Origin of the sequence: Pseudobacteroides cellulosolvens ATCC 35603 = DSM 2933, assembly GCF_001262605.1 — a bacterium.
GTDB lineage: Bacteria > Bacillota > Clostridia > Acetivibrionales > DSM-2933 > Pseudobacteroides > Pseudobacteroides cellulosolvens.
Genome location: NZ_LGTC01000001.1, coordinates 6302753 through 6320967, shown reverse-complemented (window position 1 = coordinate 6320967; position 18215 = coordinate 6302753). Strand labels below are relative to the sequence as shown.

General features: G+C 35.1%; 12 protein-coding genes. 5 read left to right on the top strand and 7 right to left on the bottom strand.

Translation table 11 applies throughout. The features are described 5' to 3' along the window. Positions 1-213: 213 nt before the first annotated feature. On the top strand, positions 214-2928 hold the full coding sequence (locus tag Bccel_RS26165; RefSeq protein ID WP_036945222.1) for a carbohydrate-binding protein: 2715 nt from the start codon (positions 214-216) through the stop codon (positions 2926-2928). 120 nt (positions 2929-3048) lie between these two features. On the opposite strand, the gene Bccel_RS26160 is transcribed toward Bccel_RS26165, so the two are convergent. Next, on the bottom strand, positions 3049-3915 hold the full coding sequence (locus Bccel_RS26160; protein WP_036945220.1) for a cohesin domain-containing protein: 867 nt from the start codon (positions 3913-3915) through the stop codon (positions 3049-3051). Positions 3916-4633: 718 nt separating this feature from the next. On the opposite strand from Bccel_RS26160, the gene Bccel_RS26155 reads away from it, so the two are divergent. Beyond that, complete coding sequence (locus Bccel_RS26155; RefSeq protein ID WP_036945217.1) at positions 4634-6220, top strand: Hpt domain-containing protein; 1587 nt, start codon at positions 4634-4636, stop codon at positions 6218-6220. Positions 6221-6278: 58 nt separating this feature from the next. On the opposite strand, the gene Bccel_RS26150 is transcribed toward Bccel_RS26155, so the two are convergent. The 6 genes from Bccel_RS26150 to Bccel_RS32225 all read right to left on the bottom strand — a co-directional run bounded on the left by Bccel_RS26150 (position 6279) and on the right by Bccel_RS32225 (position 16690). After that, positions 6279-7901: a hypothetical protein gene (locus Bccel_RS26150; RefSeq protein ID WP_036945216.1), complete on the bottom strand. Its 1623-nt coding sequence runs from the start codon at positions 7899-7901 to the stop codon at positions 6279-6281. An 86-nt stretch (positions 7902-7987) separates the two neighbouring features. Beyond that, positions 7988-10993: a leucine-rich repeat protein gene (locus Bccel_RS26145; RefSeq protein ID WP_036945214.1), complete on the bottom strand. Its 3006-nt coding sequence runs from the start codon at positions 10991-10993 to the stop codon at positions 7988-7990. Positions 10994-11007: 14 nt separating this feature from the next. Continuing rightward, the gene (locus Bccel_RS26140; protein ID WP_036945212.1) at positions 11008-12006 is read right to left on the bottom strand and encodes a cohesin domain-containing protein; all 999 of its coding nucleotides are present in this window, start codon (positions 12004-12006) and stop codon (positions 11008-11010) included. A gap of 333 nt (positions 12007-12339) precedes the next feature. After that, positions 12340-14070, bottom strand: coding sequence for a proline--tRNA ligase (locus Bccel_RS26135; RefSeq protein WP_036945210.1), 1731 nt, complete (start codon positions 14068-14070; stop codon positions 12340-12342). A gap of 131 nt (positions 14071-14201) precedes the next feature. Beyond that, positions 14202-14441 carry a helix-turn-helix domain-containing protein gene (locus tag Bccel_RS26130; protein WP_242857087.1) on the bottom strand — a complete coding sequence of 80 codons (240 nt, stop codon included), beginning with the start codon at positions 14439-14441 and terminating at the stop codon, positions 14202-14204. 5 nt (positions 14442-14446) lie between these two features. After that, positions 14447-16690 (bottom strand): HRDC domain-containing protein, encoded by a 2244-nt coding sequence (locus Bccel_RS32225; RefSeq protein WP_082225167.1) that lies wholly within the window; start codon positions 16688-16690, stop codon positions 14447-14449. Positions 16691-16776: 86 nt separating this feature from the next. Here Bccel_RS32225 and Bccel_RS26120 point away from each other — a divergent pair, with 86 nt between their 5' ends. From Bccel_RS26120 to Bccel_RS26110, 3 genes are all read left to right on the top strand, one after another. Then, positions 16777-17040, top strand: a complete 264-nt coding sequence (locus Bccel_RS26120) for a hypothetical protein (protein ID WP_050753881.1) — start codon at positions 16777-16779, stop codon at positions 17038-17040. 88 nt (positions 17041-17128) lie between these two features. Beyond that, on the top strand, positions 17129-17629 hold the full coding sequence (locus tag Bccel_RS26115) for a hypothetical protein (RefSeq protein WP_036945205.1): 501 nt from the start codon (positions 17129-17131) through the stop codon (positions 17627-17629). Between the two features lie 10 nt (positions 17630-17639). Continuing rightward, positions 17640-18005, top strand: a complete 366-nt coding sequence (locus tag Bccel_RS26110) for a hypothetical protein (RefSeq protein WP_050753880.1) — start codon at positions 17640-17642, stop codon at positions 18003-18005. Positions 18006-18215: the final 210 nt, after the last annotated feature.

Sequence of the window (18215 nt, the reverse complement as noted above, 5' to 3'; positions counted from 1 at the left end):
AGAATTCTGTAATAATTTCATTTGGAATTTACATAATATTATCTGAAGGCAGGCTTCTTTAACATACTAAAATAACCCCATAAGGTCCACTTGCCATCTTTGTAAACCATAATTGACATCAAATACTTAATCGGGGTATAATCATATTAGATTTATATATCAAAGTGAATACCTCATTTACAAAGGTATCTCTAAAATTTTAGGGGTGTATTAATGAAATTTAGAAGAATAATTTCTATCGTACTATCAATAATTTTCTTATTTTCCTTAACATCATTTGATCCGTCAACGCATTTCAACGCGAAAGCCTACGCAGATCCATCACAAAGCACAGATAACATATGTGTTATAGATTATGATCTTTTTGCACCAGAGCAATCATACGGTTATTATGAAGCACCAGAAGTATGGAGTGGACACATAAAAGAAGGCAATGGCGGGCTCAGCAAAATAAGCAGCAAAGTCGGTGATACAGCTTGCTGGTATTATAAAGTACCCGCTTCAGGCTACTATGATATTTCCATATCCTATCCATTAAGAGATACAAATGCAAAAACTGCAAAATATACAGTTATTAAAAACTATGAAGTAATAGATTGTTTTTATCAAGACCAAACATGCCTACCTGAAACTCTAAAGTATTATTTTGAGAAAGATATTGTGGTTAAAATATATCTAACAGTTACCTCAGGTACAGAGCACATTGCCGATAAAGTAGAATTTATTCGTGTCGCAGAACCTACCTCAACTCCCACTCCAAGGCCTACTCCTTCTCCATGTGCTGCGGCAATACCTGTATATGCAGAAGCAGAGAACTGCATATTCGGAGGGGATATTATTAAAGAAGATACATATCTTTATGCCGGAAAACAAGGCGGAAACATATTGATTCCAAATGTAAGCTTTGGCTGCGGGCATATTCCCAATAATATTTTCAGTGCAGGAATTTCTCTTGATCAAAATACCGAGCCAGGGCAGATTGAAATTAGAAAAGATAGTACTACAGGACAGCTATTAGGCACACTTCAATTAATAAACACCAATGAAAGAGTATCATGTTATTTGGAGCAAAACACCACCTTGACTCCAATCAGTGGTGCATCATGCAATATTTATCTGGTATTTAAGGGAAATTGCAGCGGTCGATATGATTGGTTTAAACTCACAGGTAGTGCTGCTGAGAAAAAAAAACAACCAGATTCAGTTCAACTTGTTCCGTTATGCGATAATATTGATTATTTCCGTGGTATAGATGAAAAAGTTATTTCAATTAATGGAATGGGTGGAAAGATTGGATTCCAATTAAAAGATATGTCCGGTAACCCTATACCAGGACAGACTATAAATATTGAAAGATCGAACTACAATTGGGATATAGATGCATACTCCATAACAGATAATTCCGGAATAGCTTATTTTAACTATTTACCTAAATACATAAATATGCCTGTAGGAGATGTTCTTAAAGTCAGCTACTATGGAAATAATAAATATAAAGGATTATATTATCAGATAAATGCCAGAAATTATGGACCCGGCACATCAACACCTACTCCTACCGTTGTTCCTACTCCAACAATTGAATATACTCCTGTAATAATCGATAATTCATCAAAAGAGTATTTTGAAAAAGGTGAATGGCAGGAACAAAGTGGTGGGGTTAACGGGACATATAGGCTCTCAACAAAGATTGGAAGCACTGCTTTATGGAGATATCAAATACCTGAGGATGGATATTATGAAATAACCGCATTAATACCTGAAGGTGCTCAAAATACTTTATCTAAATATACTATTTTTCATGATGGACAACAAGTAGACAGCTTTTATAACATAAATACTAGCGGAAGCTTCTGCTTAACTAAGAAATTCGGCACTTTTATGGAATATAAAAAGGACAGCTGGATTACAGTAATGGTTAAGTCAGTTTCTGAAGGTACATGTATTGCTGATACCATATCGGTTAAAAGGTTATCCAAGCAGCCAACGCCGCAACCAACTGTTCCAAGCGGGTATTCCAGACCAACTGTTAGAGACGCTGAATATTGTGATATTTCAGGTGTTGTAAAGGAAAAGGATTATATCACTTCATGCGACGACAGTGATTATGTCATAATAAATGGTGTAACATTAAGCGGTTATGCATATTATGACTCCATTGACATATTTTCAGTTAATGCTTCGGTATGGGGAGACAGTGGTGAAAATAGCCTTGAGGTAAGGGTTAACTCATTGGATGGTCCACTTTTAGGTACCTTCCAACTCAAAAATACCGGGAATGATCCATTGAAATTCAGTGAACAAGCTTTTAGAATGAGTTCCGGAAGCTCAGACTGGGTAAGCAGCAACCTTTATGTAATTTTCAAAGGAAAAGGAAGCTGTAATATTGATTGGTTCAAATTTTCAAAGTCATGGAAAGCAGATCCGGGCAGTGAAATTCTTGATTTAGGTCCGCTGGGCAAAAAAATATGCGGATATATAAAGCCAGCTTTTGATAAAACTAATAGTGAGCTAAATAAAGGATTCCAGGTGAAAATTGCAGACACACAACAATATTCATACACTGATTCAAGTGGGTATTTCGAACTGCCTATATATAATGATAAGCCAATTTCATTAATAATCACAAAAGACGGTTATCTTAAAAGAGAGATAAACAATATTGAAAATAAAGGAATAACCCAAATAGGGACACAGGAAAAACCTTTGGAATTATGGCCTGGAGATGTATCTATCAACGGGAATCAGGACAATGTGGTAAATATGAAAGATGTTGTGGAAATCGCCAAACGCTTCAATAGCACTTTAGGGGATTCGTTGTACAGTTCCAATTGTGATTTTAATATGGATAAAGCAATTAACATTGCAGATATAGTTATTATGGCAAAATACTTCAATAGGACCTCCAACGATTACTTTAATCAATAGGTACAGAATACACCATAATTTCCTTGCCAAATATTAAAAGGACTGGTATCAACCCCAATTGAGGGGTATATACCAGTCCCTTTGTTTTGCTATTAAATATTCTCACTTATTAATAATGCCTTAATATGTATAGTTGAACTTTAATGAAAGCTTGACAACGTCTGACATATTAACTGTTCCGTCATTATTTATATCGCATTTCTTGTTGTAATTAGGTGATGTAGAAATTGCATTAAAGCTTGCAGCCATAAGCACAACGTCTGCCATATTAACAGCCCTGTCTCCATTGATATCTTCAGGAACACCAACTGGTGCCGGTGTACTTGTTGGACCTGGAGTTATAACCTTTGGAGTTGAAGAACTGCCTGTAAATATTTTTCCAGGTTGAATTATATCATAATAAGTTGTTTGTGCACCATTATAATCAAAAATTGATGTTCCTACAAATCCATTAGGTAATACTTTTGTGTCCTTGAAATATATTTCAGTTGGAAGTACTTTCAATACTCTGAATCTTATTACTCCAATGGACCCAGTTGATTCAACGTTTGCTGAGTTTTTATATGAAGCAAGTTGGACATATGATCTGCCGAAGCTTAAAAGACCTATCTCAACATCATGGAAAACCAAGTCAACAGGAGAATATTTCGAGTTAGCAAGCAATGTTCCTGGCTCAACGGCTGTTAAATTGAGGTAAGGCAAAAAATCATCACCAAAAGGAATTATTGGCTGCAGAACTTTTGGATCATACATCATGTTTACCTGATAGCCTGCAAAGTTTTTAATGTTTTTTATGCTTAAAGTAGCAGTAATGATGTCACCTTGAATAGCTGATGTCTTGTCTACGCTAAGCGTCAAAGTACCTTTTTCAGCTGTATCAGCAGCTGATGAATTCATTACAGGCATAGCTGCAATAAGAATTCCCATTGTCAAAAGTAAAGATACAGCTTTTTTGGTCATACTTCTAATAGTTTTTATTTGCTTCATTATTAATTCCCCTTTCAAATTTATATAACAATTAAATTTAATACTAATTGATTTTGAAATTTACAAAACAAAAAGTATTTAAATACAAAAATTGGCTGAGGCTCTAAAAGAATATATATAAATGGAAATTAAATTATTTCGAATGATATTTACAACAAAATTTTACATTAACGACGACTATGAGGTGAATTGAAAGCTAATTTGTAAATATATAAAATAAATATATGGGTTTATTTTTAATTAATAAGAATAAAGGATTAAAGCCGTGGCCTCGTCTATGTCTCACATCCCCCCTGTTTAATCAAAAATTTAATGTACACCTACCTTTTACCTCCTATTCTCTCTAGAATTTCTAATATAAAAAAAACATACAATATCTAACTATATTATAACTGACAAATTGGAATTAGTAAATTTTTATTTTATCGCCCTCTTATATTGAATTTTAATAACAATATATGGATTTTGCAATACAAAAATCAATTTTCTCGCAACATATGAATCAAGGAAAATGTTTTGCAATAATTAAAAATGCAAAATGATTAATGCAAAACATATAGCTATGAAAAATACAAATAATTTATTTCTAATTTATTATAAATCTTCTTTAAAATGTGTCGATACTCATATTGACTTATTTATAATAGTCTAAATGGAAAACGGCTAATCTTTTATTATTTAGAGGGCAGCATATATAAGTTAAGGAGCTGATTGTGGTATGAATGCTATACTTCAAGGCTATATAGAAGATTTAAAAGATAATCTTAGTAGTTTTAACACGGCCTTAATAGATATTAAATGTGGAAGAAGTGATGCTGACATTATTAATACTATATTCCATGTTGCACATACCATTAAAGACAATTCTGCTGCTATGGAGTTTGAACAGATTGAGAAGGTCATGCATACAATGGAAGACATTCTTTATGAAATAAAGAGTGGCACCAGGCAGTTCTCGGAGAGCATTTATGATATATTATATGCTTGCCATGATTTTCTTGAAAATTGTCTTGTTACTATAGAAAGAAACAACTCCGACACCAGCTTAGATATAAGCAGAATGCTAGAACTGTTTTCTTCAATAAACGTAAATTACGTTGAATCAAATAGGTTCCTTCATCCTTCAAAGGTAATGTTTACAGAAGATATAAGCATTCTCCCCTATATAAATGTTGATCCGAAAATCTGGCAAGTTATAGCAGGCAATTTGGAAAGGGGCTTTAGTCCTTACAGCCTGGAGGTGGATTTTTCCGAAGGCTGTATTATGAAATCAGTTCGTGCTTGGCTCATTTTTCAAAAGATCGAAACCTTTTCAATGCTTCTCTACTCCAATCCGGCCCGACCTGATGATGAGTCATTTAAAAATGGGGTCTTCAGTTTTGAAGGCACTACAATGCAGTTTCTAATACTAACGGAAAAAGATATTGCCGAGCTTATTGAGGATTTGGAAAAATTAGATGATGTATCATCAGTAAGAAGTTATTGCATACATCAGAAAGAGATAACTATAATTCTTGAAAGTCATAGAATGAAGGAAAAAATTTTAAAGTCCATAACAGATATAAGTATTCAGCTTGTAGATATAGAAAGCACATCAAACAGCTATTTAATCGAAAGTGTTGTGGAACTATTTGAAACAATATCAAATCTTAACTTGACAAAAACCAAGAGCTATATCAAATCTGCTTCAATACAGATTGCCAAAATCCTAAGAGAAAAGGCTGAACTAAATCAGGATATGGACATTAGGTGTTTAGGAGTTATTACCCAGGCATTCCATATCATAGAAACAGTGTTAAAAACACCTGATAACAACCAAGCTCATGAGCTATTCCGTGAAAAGATAATAAACTTATTCATTGATGAACTGAAAATTAATGACAGTTACTCCACTCAAAGGATCGGAGATATTCTTCAGTCAAAGGGTATTTTAAAAGAGGATGATGTGCATGAAATTCTGGAAAAGCAGAAGCAGTCCGAAAACTTAAAATTCGGACAGATAGCAGTCAAAGAAAATAAAGCTTCCGCATATGAAGTTATAAGTGCTTTAAAAGATCAGATACCATGCATAGATAAAAAAGACACCCTGACAAAGCAAGAAGGTGACTTTATCCAAATTCCTGCTGCAAATATTAACAAGCTTTTGCATATGATAAACGAACTCCTTACTTTCAATTCCCAACTTGAGCAGCAGATTGAAAAAGACTCATCGTGTAAATTGGAAATGATTAATACTCTTTTAAAAGAAACAAAACTTATGAAAGAAATCCAAACCTTATCCATGTCCTTTGAAGCAAAACCATAGAATAATGTATGGTAATCCCTGTTGAAAGGCCAATTTCAACAGGGATTACGGAATGAATTTATTTCTTCTTAAACTCTATTAATTTGTCAGGTAAGATTTCTACTTCACCAAATTCTCCTCCATCAGATTTGGATAATACAATTTTATCTCCATACTCTTTAGATATCTTAAGAGGAAATACATTGCGTGCATCATCGATTCCTAATAATACTGAAGATTTAATTCTCTCTTCACTCATAGGCATTTTAATTTTATCAGATACAGGATATGCATTGTATTTCAGATCAGCAATCTTATTATACGCCTGTAACAGCCCTGTTAATGACCAATCAGCATCTGTGCAGTTAGGCGACCTGTTTGTATATGCTTCCACATACTTTGCTTTGGAATTAAAAAGAACAAGTTCCTTACGATCTCTTAAAAATTCGTCTACTCCATCAGCCTTTGATATCTTACCGGCTATCTCATAATCTATAATCCCAACCTGGCGGTAATAGTACAATTCATATACATTCCCTACAAGAAAAACAAAGGTGATTACGCCTACTACAACACCCTTTCCAATATTCAGTACAGTATTCCTTGATGCCTGATTGATTATGCTCTCCAATATTAGTCCTAGTCCTAAAAATGATAGGAAGATATTCCTTTTGAAAAATATCACATCATTTAGTATGAAAAATGGTACCAAAGGCAGTATAAACAATACAACGCCCATGGTAAATTTAAATATATTCAATTTTAACTTTATATTTTTTTCTTTGCATTCTCTACTTATCAATATGGCTAAGATAATGCATAATGCTATTGCTGTAGCCAAAAAAATAAAATTTTTGTCCTCAACTATCACCTTAATTCCTTTACGGAATCCATAGTTCCAAAGCTCAGATAGGGTATTTGTCCATATTTTAAAGATGGAAGAGGCTACTTTGGCTGTATGATCTATATAATCTTTATTAATAAGGGTGCTACGCCCCGAGTGCATACCCTGACCGCTAAAAGCTTTATACCACAAAGCGATTATACCCAAGTTCAGAACAGGTAAAGCAGCAATAAATTTGTTCTTTAACCTTTTCCAGCTCATAACAATTATCATCATTGCTGCTGAAAAACTCAGCACTATGAGCTGCTCGTAAAAGCCAAGAGAAATGAGATTCACAATTGAAAACCCACCTAAAATAATATACCTCTGCTTTAAATTGTCCTGCTTACCAAGATAAACGCAAAGCAAATATAGTGACAACGCTGTAAAGAAAAGGCCTACTATAATGCGTGTGGAAGCGTTTATCCAATATGTGGCTTCACTTCCCAAAGGTAGCAATGTGAATACAATCAGGGCAAAAAAGCCTATGTTAAGGTTATTTGCTTTAAACACCTTGTATATTAGAACACACGTTACAAAATGCAAGAGGGTTATAATAAAAAGTGCTATCCCCAAATTTCCCCAGAGCTTCATCCAGAAATACGTATCCAATAAGCCTGTTAAAGGCCTTACAGTATATAGTTTATAATGCAAAAAAACATCTGTAAAAACATTGCTGTTAAAACCGAATGCACCATATGCTATATTGTCGTCACGCACAGGGTAATAACTGTAGCCATAATAGGCATATTTCAACATTATCAACATAAAGAGCACTATCCAACTGGCTTTGCGTTTTATAAAAGGTACTATGTTCACTTAAAAATTCTCCTGTTGTATACTTTAATAATTTTTAGTCATTCCTAGTATGGTTTTTATATGCCTTAAAACTTTGCATACCGTATCTACTGAGATACTTCAACCCTGTACTGAGGGTTGTTTTGCGGCATCCATATCCAAGATGTATTATTTAATCTTCCAAACCCATATACCGAAGGCAATATTGTAATTTTAAATTCTCCGGAAGTTTCTTTAAAAACATCCGTTCCAAATCTGGGTTCCTTGCCTAGAAACTCCGCAATACACAGCTTGGTGCATCCCTCAAATGCTCTTTCATCTATATAGGATACCCCAGAAGGTATGGTTATTGCAAGCAGTGAGCTGCATCTTTGGAATGCTCCATATCCTATAGCGGTAAGGCTTCCTGGCAGGGTTATATCTGTCAGTTTGCTGCAATCGGAGAATGTGAAATCCTCTATCACAGTAATATTATTTGGAATTGTTATACCAATTAATCTTATACAGCTTGCAAAAGCATATTTTTTAATGGTCTTTACATTATCAGGTATAGTAATGCTGATTAATCTGCCGCAGCCCTGGAAGGTAGCTTCCTCTATTGTGGTTATACCCTCAGGTATTGTTAATCCGGTTATGCTGCTGCAGCCCTGCAATGCACCCTTACCAAGCCTTGTAACGCCCTTGGGTAATGTTATCTTGCTAAGTCCACTGCAGTTTGAAAATGCATACTCCCCTATAGAGGTCACAGCTTCAGGTATCACCAAAGTAGTTAACCCGCTGCAGCCTTCGAAAGTGAAATTTCCTATGGCAGTTAATTTTTCTGGTATTATAAACTTTGTCAGTTTTCTACATCCTGAAAACGCATAATCCCCTATATCTGCAATGTTCTTCGGGATTGTTATACTCAAAAGCTCACTGCAGCCGGTAAATGTATGATCTCCTATAACAGTTACTCCTTCAGGAATGACTACGCTAAGGAGCGATCCACAATTTTGGAATGCACTTCTACCAAGTTCACCCACACTTTCGGGAATTGTTATTCTGCCTAACCTGTTGCAGCTTTGGAATGCTCCGTCACCTATACGGGTTACGCCTTCTGGTATTACCACATTAAACAGGTCATAACATCCTGAGAATGAATAATCTCCTACTCCTGTAACTTCTACTCCGCCAATTATACCAGGAATTATTATATTTCCGCCAGTGCCTATATACTTTATAATTGTCCCTGTCTCATAGTTAAACTCAAAATCCTGTTCATCAGCCAAATGAGTCCCTTGGGTAGGAGTTGGTGTATTTGTCGGTGTCGCAGTTGCTGTAGGTGTAGGTGTCACATATTCCTCACCCTTTAAAATTATCAGGTAGGATGACCTTCCATTTATAGACCATGTCCAGAATTTTTCATCATCGTATGGATCAGGCCTTCCAAATCCCTTAGCCTCAGGTAAAATTACAATTCTAAAACCTGTACCGGTTCCCTCAAATGCATAATCCCCAAAATAGGCCGGTTGATTTGCCGCAAATTCTGCTGAAAACAGCTGGCTGCAGCCTTCAAATGCCCTTGCTTCTATTGTTGCCACTTTGCCTGGTATTTTAACGGAATTGAGACCTGTACATCTGAAGAAGGCACCATAACCTATATATTTCAGGTTCTTAGGTAAAGTTATATTGGATAAGGAATTGCAGGTTGAGAATGCATATTCCCCTATTCTTGTAACGCTTGCTGGAAGCACTATATTACCAAGACTTATACATCCGGAAAATGTATATTCTTCAATTGCAGTTAACGCATTAGGAAGAACTATAGTGTTCAATGCTCTGCAGCCGTTGAAAGCATTCTTTCCAATAGACGTAACCCCATTTGGAATTCTAATATAGTTTAAATTACTGCAGTTTGCAAATGTTCCCTCTCCTATACGAGTTATATTCTGAGGTATATCAATACGATTTATCTTCCCGCATCCTGAGAATGCATTATCTCCTATTTCGATAACGCTCTCAGGAATTATTATGCTGTCTAAAGAACCGCAGTCATAAAATGCATTATTCCCAATACTGCTTACACCAAAAGGAATTGTAATATTGGAAAGGCTTCTGCAGCAGTAAAATGTATTATCTCCAATACTGTCAATACCAGCTGGTATTGACACTCCTGTTAGTAGACCACAACCTGAAAACGCAAACCTTCCAAGGTTTGTTACACTCTTAGGTACAACAATATCGGTAACATAACCACAGCCTGAAAATGCATATTCTCCTATAGATGTTAAGCCTTCAGGGACTATTAGGCGGCTAAGCTTCGTACATCCTGAAAATGCAAGATTTGCTATGCCCTTTACAGGCACTTCACCTATCACACAAGGAATTCTCACATCTCCGCCTGCTCCTATGTACTTAACAATTAATCCAGTAGAGGTATCAAATTCAAAATCATTTTCATTTGCCAAAGGTATGTAATTTTTATTTGGAAAGACAGTAATGTATTGGAGTAAAAACTTCTTAAAGGCCGCATAATCTATAGAGTTAACTTTCCCATCGCCGTTTAAATCTGCAAGCCTTGATTCATATCCCACTGCAAGAGGAAAAGTCTTTTCAATCCCAAAAATGAACTTCTTGAGTAATTCCCTGTCAGCAGAATTGATTTCACCATCCCCATTCAACTCACCCGGCACATAATCCATTCTGAAGTCCTTCTGCTGTAAATTATCATAATATGATTTTACAGGTGAAAAGTCTTCAATGACATTATTGGCAAGGTATAAGCTGTTTAACTTTTTAAGTCCCACTAATGGTGTTATGTAGCTTAATTTATTTCCGGAGAGGTCCAGCTTTTCCAGGTTTTCAAAATACTGCATTCCTTCAATATCTGTTATTCCGGCATTAGAACAATTAAGCTCTTTTATCCCTGCAACATCCGAAGCATAAACATGTCCGGTACCTTTACCTATCTTTTCAAGTATACATCTTTCAAAATTGGTATCCTTAAAATCAATTATAGTCATCCCATCTATTGCAGTTCCCTCTGCAAAAACAACTGAAGCAAAGGAAATAGAGCCAATCACCAATACAGCGGTGTATATTATTAAAAGCTTTTTTAATAAATTATTTAACATTTTACTCCCCCCTCTTATATATAATCAACTGAAACACAGCCAAAGTGCTTTGCTATGGCCACTATATCCGCCATATTAACCCGTCCGTCCTTATTCATATCACATTTGGCTTTATACCCGATGTCATCACTGGAGGTGTTGAATACTTTACTTACCTCTACTATATCCGCCATATTTATAGCCCCATCACCATTTATATCACCAGCCCACATTTTGGTGGGAGTTGACATTGTAGATACTTCAGTAATGCCATTTGAACTTTTGATGTCTGTACCTTGTATTACTCTATACAAAAATCCCTCTTTAGTTATTATTAGATTATAGTCTTTTGTATCGCTGTCGGTATACAATTCAAAGAAACCATCTTTGTCTGTAATGGTACATGCTCCAGTACCTTCTATTTCTATTTTAAAGTTGGATTTCTGGTCTGAGGATAACAGACTGTCATTAATGTCAGGTACTATATACCCGGATATTTTAAATTCCGGTTTCATCATAATTTCCAGGCTTCCTTCGTCAATGCTTGCAGGTATGTATTCCAGGCCGTTTTCCCCAAATGCAAATTCACCTGTCGGTTTTATTTTATATGTACTTGCATATGCATTTTGCTTTATTAAAAACCTTATATTGGCAAATACTCCATTCGACTTTATTGCTTCATTTCCCAAGCCTGTTTCGTCGCAGTAAAGGAACTTTATCGTGCCATTGTTCTTATCGATAATGTAATCAAATGTTACAGGATTGTTTCTGGTTATTGGTCCTGCTTCCACTCCATCATCTACAGCTTCCAATATACTTTTGTCATATTTTAATACAAAATCACAGTTGTTTATACCTGATGAAGGAACATTTGAAAAGCTTACCGGAACTGTAACCAATGCTCCCGGATACCCCCCTGCAGAACCTATTTCCACTTTCAGTTCAGCAGCGTAAGCCGTAGAGTTGCAAAGAAACATCGATAATACAATTGAAATTGCCAATAAAATTGATGTGCTTACTGATTTCTTTCTCATTATCTAATACCCCCCTAGTATATAAAATTTTTTAAACAAACAGCTCCTATATGATTTTATACAATTGCATATACTGTTTGATTTATCATATAATCCCTGCTGTCGTCTACAGGTATTTTATTATCATTTAAATAAATAATCAAGTAATTTCCTTTGAGATGAATATCTCCTATCTTTCTGTATTGTAGATGAAATTTAAGCCAACTTCTTTAGTAATTTGTAAAATTAAAAAGTCTCCTTCTTGACACTCAAATATCTCTACCGCTTGTCAAAAAGGAGACTTTTAAGTTTTATTTTAGCCTTATAAAAGTATAGAATAGCATAGCTATCGAATCAAGCTTTTAACAAATCATTTACAACATCAAGTATTTCTTTTACGGCATCCTCTTTTTCTACTAACTTCTTTATAGTCTTATCTCTAGTACTTATCTCGATTTTATTATTATCCAAGTTCTTTGGACTTACAATTACTCTAACTGGTATACCCAACAAATCAGCATCAGCAAACTGCACACCAGCATTTACATCACGATCATCTATAATAACCTCGCACTTAAGTTCTTTAAGCTTTTCATATAATGCAAAAGCCACTTCCTTAACATTTCCTTTGTGACCATTTAATATGCAAATGTGTACATGCCAAGGAGCTATTGATATAGGCCAAATTGGTCCATAATCATCATGTCTTACTTCCAGCACGGATGCCATCAACCTGCCAACTCCGATACCATAACATCCCATTATAGGATGTTTGCGCTCACCATCTACATCAGTGTATGTCATATTCATACTCATTGTATATTTAGTCCCTAGTTGGAATATATTACCAACTTCGATGCCCCTAGATAATTCGATGGTTCCTGAATTGCAAACACAGCATTCATCTCCATGATTAATTTTTGCAACATCATAAAATTTTTCCGGTATGAGATCACGTTTCATACTGAAACCTTTTAAATGATATCCAACTTTGTTTGCACCGCAGACAAGATTTTCTTCACCTTCCAGTGACTTATCAAACAATATGTCAACCTTGGAAGTATCCAGACCCAAAGGCCCTATGAAACCAAAATGGAGGGATATATCAGTATAGTCTGTAAGGGGAAATACATTTGCATAAACTACCTTTTTCAACTTTGCTTCGTTTACCTCTAAATCGCCTCTGATAAAGACTATTAAGGGTTTGTTTGAATTTTGAACTGCAAATACAGCGGCCTTTATGAAGTTCTTCGCGGATAACCCAAAAAAACTCACCAGGTTATCAATACTCTTAATATCAGGAGTATATACTTCTTCAAGCTTTTCTTCTTCAAGCTTTCCTTCCTCATAATCTTTATGTTTACTTCTGGCTTGTGCAACTTCAAGGTTAGCTTTATAATCACAATTGTTACAGATAGCAATCGTATCTTCACCAGCATCGCATAATAGCATAAACTCATGAGCAACACTCCCACCCATCATGCCAGTATCTGAACCAACTGCTATGACTTCAGGGACGCCAACACGTTTGAAAATCCTATTGTACGCAGCGAGACATTTCTCATAATAATTCTCCAAATCTTTTTGTGATGTATGAAATGAATATGCATCCTTCATAGTAAATTCACGTACTCTAATAAGTCCGCCTCTAGCTCGCGGCTCATCCCTGAATTTTGTTTGAAACTGATATATCATAAAAGGATATTTATTATAAGTCACTGCTTCATTTCTGCTTAAATGCACAGCGGCTTCCTCGTGTGTCATACCTAAAAGCATATCGTGTTCGTTTCTATCCCTAAACCGAACAAGTTCCGATCCTATAGATTTATATCTCCCAGATTCTTCCCACAGTTCTCTTGGCATAACCACAGGCATCTGTACTTCTTGTCCGTCGATACTATCCATTTCCTCTCGAATAATTCGCTCTATCTTAGCCACAACTCTTTTAGCTGGAGGCAGAAGAGAGTATATTCCATTTGATACTTGCCTAATATACCCACCTTTTAACAAAAGCATATGGCTTATTAAATTTGCTTCAGCTGGTTTTTCTTTATATCTCTCACCCAACAATTGTGATGCTCTCATTTACAACACTCCTTATTTAGATATATAGCTTTATAATAATAATCTTAAAATAGCATATATATCCTAAAAAAACAAGCCTCTTAGCTCATCAACATCCGCGTAGAAAGGGGAAGTAATATTTCAATCATGCCTTAGTATCTCCCAGACATCAAGTAAGCTTTAACAAGTTTGAGTTCGCCATATGTCACATCATCTCGCAATTCCTCTTTTACAGGCTGTATAAAGGCCGTGCCGTGCTTTTTAAAAGCCGAAACAATCAGGTCTAGTCTGGGTTGTTCTATCAATTCAGAAATTTTCAACTCGCCGCTTGCTACAAATGTTGATAAATGGTCTTCAATTGTAGATGTTTTCAAGTTACGCTCCGACGCAATCTGCTCTATGTTAAGCCCCTGCTTGTAAAGCTCAAAGCTATATTCACGAGTGCTGGTTTTTTCCCTGTATCATTATCTGCAATACTTGTAGCCTTTACATTTTCACCATCTGAGAAATTATCCTCTTTTACATTTTTTTCTTTACAATACAAGTGGATTATTTCTAAAATCTCATTACCAAAAGCCTTTAGTTTTTGCTTACCTATTCCCTTTATTTTTTTCAGTTCCGTGAGGTTTGAAGGCAGTTCATTGACAATACTAATTAGGCATTTTTGATGTAATATTCCAAATGCTTGGGTATCCAACTCAGATGCTTTTTGCAGACGCCATTTTTTTAGTATTACAAACAATTCTGGGTGATTAATGTTTTTAGGTGCTGCCTCCTCGGAATTTAGCAAAGTCTTTTTTGGTGTTTTTTCTATTGAAGCTTTTGCACGTGCCGAAAGGTAGCTATTTACATTAAATCCGTTCTGACAAACCTTAAAGCAAGCCATTTTCACTGATAAAAACTTTTCCAGTTTTTCCAGTGCATTATCCATATTTTTCTTAATACTCTTATTATCACTTTCAACAATTGTGCTTTCTAGGATTTTTAAAAACTCTGATGCAATTTTTTCTTCATAGTACTTTCCAGATTTAATTATACGTTCATTCAACTGCTGATTCTTTTCCACATCAGGTTCTTCTTCCAAATGTCGGATTATTTGCACTTTAAACTTGTCCGATATTGTTATTAACTCTTCGTTTAAAGACATCATCTTATCAAGATTTTCTTTGAGCCCAGTATGCAAACTTCCCATATTTTCATTGTAGAGTTTTATTAAATACCAAAGCTGGCTTCTTTCCAAACTAAAATCATAAAGATCAAAAACAAGATCCTTTTGGTATTCATATTTGGATTTTTCAAAGTCCTCTTCTCCGGGCTGGTTTTGGTCGACATTATTTAAGAAACTTCGGACAGTCGGGTCCCTTACGATGCTTTTTGAAGATATTTTAGAACTTAGCACCAAACCCTCTAGCGTTTTGCAGCGGCTCAACGCTACATATACCTGTCCATGGGCAAAAGCAGCATTTGCATCAATTACTGCTTTGTCAAATGTCAGCCCTTGACTTTTGTGAATGGTTATTGCCCAGGCAAGTTTTAATGGATACTGAGTAAAAGTACCTGCTATCTCTTCTTGAATTTCCTGGGTGTCTTCATTGATTATATATTTTGTATTCTGCCATTGGACTTTGTCTACAGCAATACTTTTCTCTTCTCCGGGGCATTTTACATAAATTGTTCCACCCTGAATTTTTTCAATTATACCGATTTTGCCGTTATAAAAAAGCTTCTGGCCCGAATTATCGTTTTTGACAAACATCACCTGAGCACCTTTTTTCAAGGTCAGTTCATATTCCGTTGGATAGGAGTATTCGGGGAAATCACCTTCTGTTGAAGCTTTAAAGTGAATTTCTTTTTCATTAATCTGCTTAAGTTTCCGTTCATTGATAGCCTGTGCCTGCTGATTGTGAGTAGTAAGAACTATAAAACCTTCGGGAATATTTCTCGAAAACTCTTCATCATAGCGTTCATTTAATTGTTCTAAAGCATCCGAATCCAGATTGTTATCCCTTACTTTGTTCAATAAATCTATAAATATCCTATCTGATTGTCTATAAATATGCTTAAGCTCGATACTAATAAAATCCGTTTGTTTTAATGCTTTGCTGCTAAAAAAATATATAGAATCATACCATTGTTTCAAAATACTCCACTCATCGTTTTTGACAACAGGTGCAAGCTGTGCAATGTCCCCAATCATAAGCAATTGAACGCCCCCAAAGGGCTTGTCCCTGTCCTTGTATCTACGGAGAACATCATCGATTCCATCCAGCAAGTCAGCACGAACCATACTTATTTCATCAATTACCAACAAATCAAGGCTTCTTAAAATATTTTTCTTGTCCCTGTTAAATTTCTGAATACTTCTTTCTGAACTGTTTGTTGATAATTCATCATTAACAGGTATAAAAGGTCCGAAAGGCAACTGAAAAAAGGAGTGTATTGTGACTCCACCTGCATTGACTGCTGCAACCCCTGTGGGTGCAACAACAATCATCCTTTTAGGGGAAACTTGTTTTATTTTATGCAAAAAAGTTGTTTTTCCGGTACCGGCTTTTCCGGTTAGAAAGACATTTCTGTTTGTGTACATTATAAAGTTAAATGCAGTATCCAATTGTGGATTATCCAAACTTACAATATTCATGAAGTACAACTCCAAAAGTTTTTAATTTATTATACTATTATACTATATATTTATAAAATTAAAATGTGTATGTGATGATCCACATTATGGAGAAGAATACCTTAAGATTTTTCCACCTTGCAGTACTTGTAGTAAGTAACTACGCAGGACAGAGAAAACCTTTTAACCCTTATTTTCATGAGTATTATAATAGGAAGATATCTGAGGGAAAAACTAAACCCCAGAGTTTAAAATGTGTAATGCGTAGGCTTGTAAATATAATTTACCGGATGATGAAAGATAAATCAGAGTATTATGAAAAACCAATGCAAGAAAAGGAACAACAATGTATAATATTTACTGAAGCCTGAGTTATTAAGGAACCTGAATGTAGCGGACTTCCACACTTATTTAGTAGGTACAAATGGGCTTTTAGTACATAATACTTGTACAGAAGTAATGACAGCTGCGGCGAAAGAAGCTATTGAAAATGCAAAGGCAAGAGGAATAATCGATCCAGATGAACTTTCAAGGATAGGTTCAGCAGCGGCTGATGCCGTTGCAAGTTGGCAGAAGATAGTATCACAGGTCAATAATATAATGTCTCCTTATGTAGCTAATATTAAAAGACTTTCTCCTGATGCTAAGGTTGGATACAGGGGTTCTTTGGCAACAGGAATTAAACATAGTACGCAAGGTCCATTTGATCCAACGGATTTTGATGTAGATGCATTTATTGTTAGTGATAGTTTAGCAGCCCGATTTGATTCAAATGTGTTCTTTAGAGATGCCAGAAATTTACCTGAGTTTAAATTGATAGCTGATGATTTAGAAGAAGCATTTATTAATAGTCTGAGTGGATATAGAACGGAATTAGGTAAGCCATTTACATTCAGAATATGGACTGAGGCAGAGTATTTAAGTAAAGTAGTACCATATGGTTACAAGCTATTAGAATAGGAGGATTTGTATGAAAGTCCCATTTATCAAAGCTATAATATCTTTTCAATCAGCTTTGTGTATTAGTGAAGTTGGTGTATATATATCATCAATTTTATTTGGAGGTCTCAAGTTTGAAGGAATGGAAAAAAATATTTATGACGAAGTGCCAGCTATATTTATTAATGATGCTATTTTAGGGTTGACAATAGTATTGAGCGGTTACAATGGTTTTGGTGAAAACGAGAGGTACATTCTAGAAATATCACCTAAAAATTTGAAACTAAAAAATATATTCCAAGGCCAAATTGAACTTGAAGAATATAATATAAGTGATTATATTAGAAAACTGCTGGCTTACAACTTGAGTGATAACAATAAAATTAAATTGCTATGATAGAAAATAAAAAAGTCGGAAACATTTTAAATAATCCAAGAACAAATTCAATTCGTTATGACTTTTTAAACTAATAGGTATAGGAGCAGCCGGATACATTAAGTATTTTCGGCTGTTCTTATAATCACTCGGAAATTTAGTTTCAAAGCATGAAAATTAATGTAAACTTAGAATATATTCTTCTGGAAACCAGTAGAGAATATCAGGGGT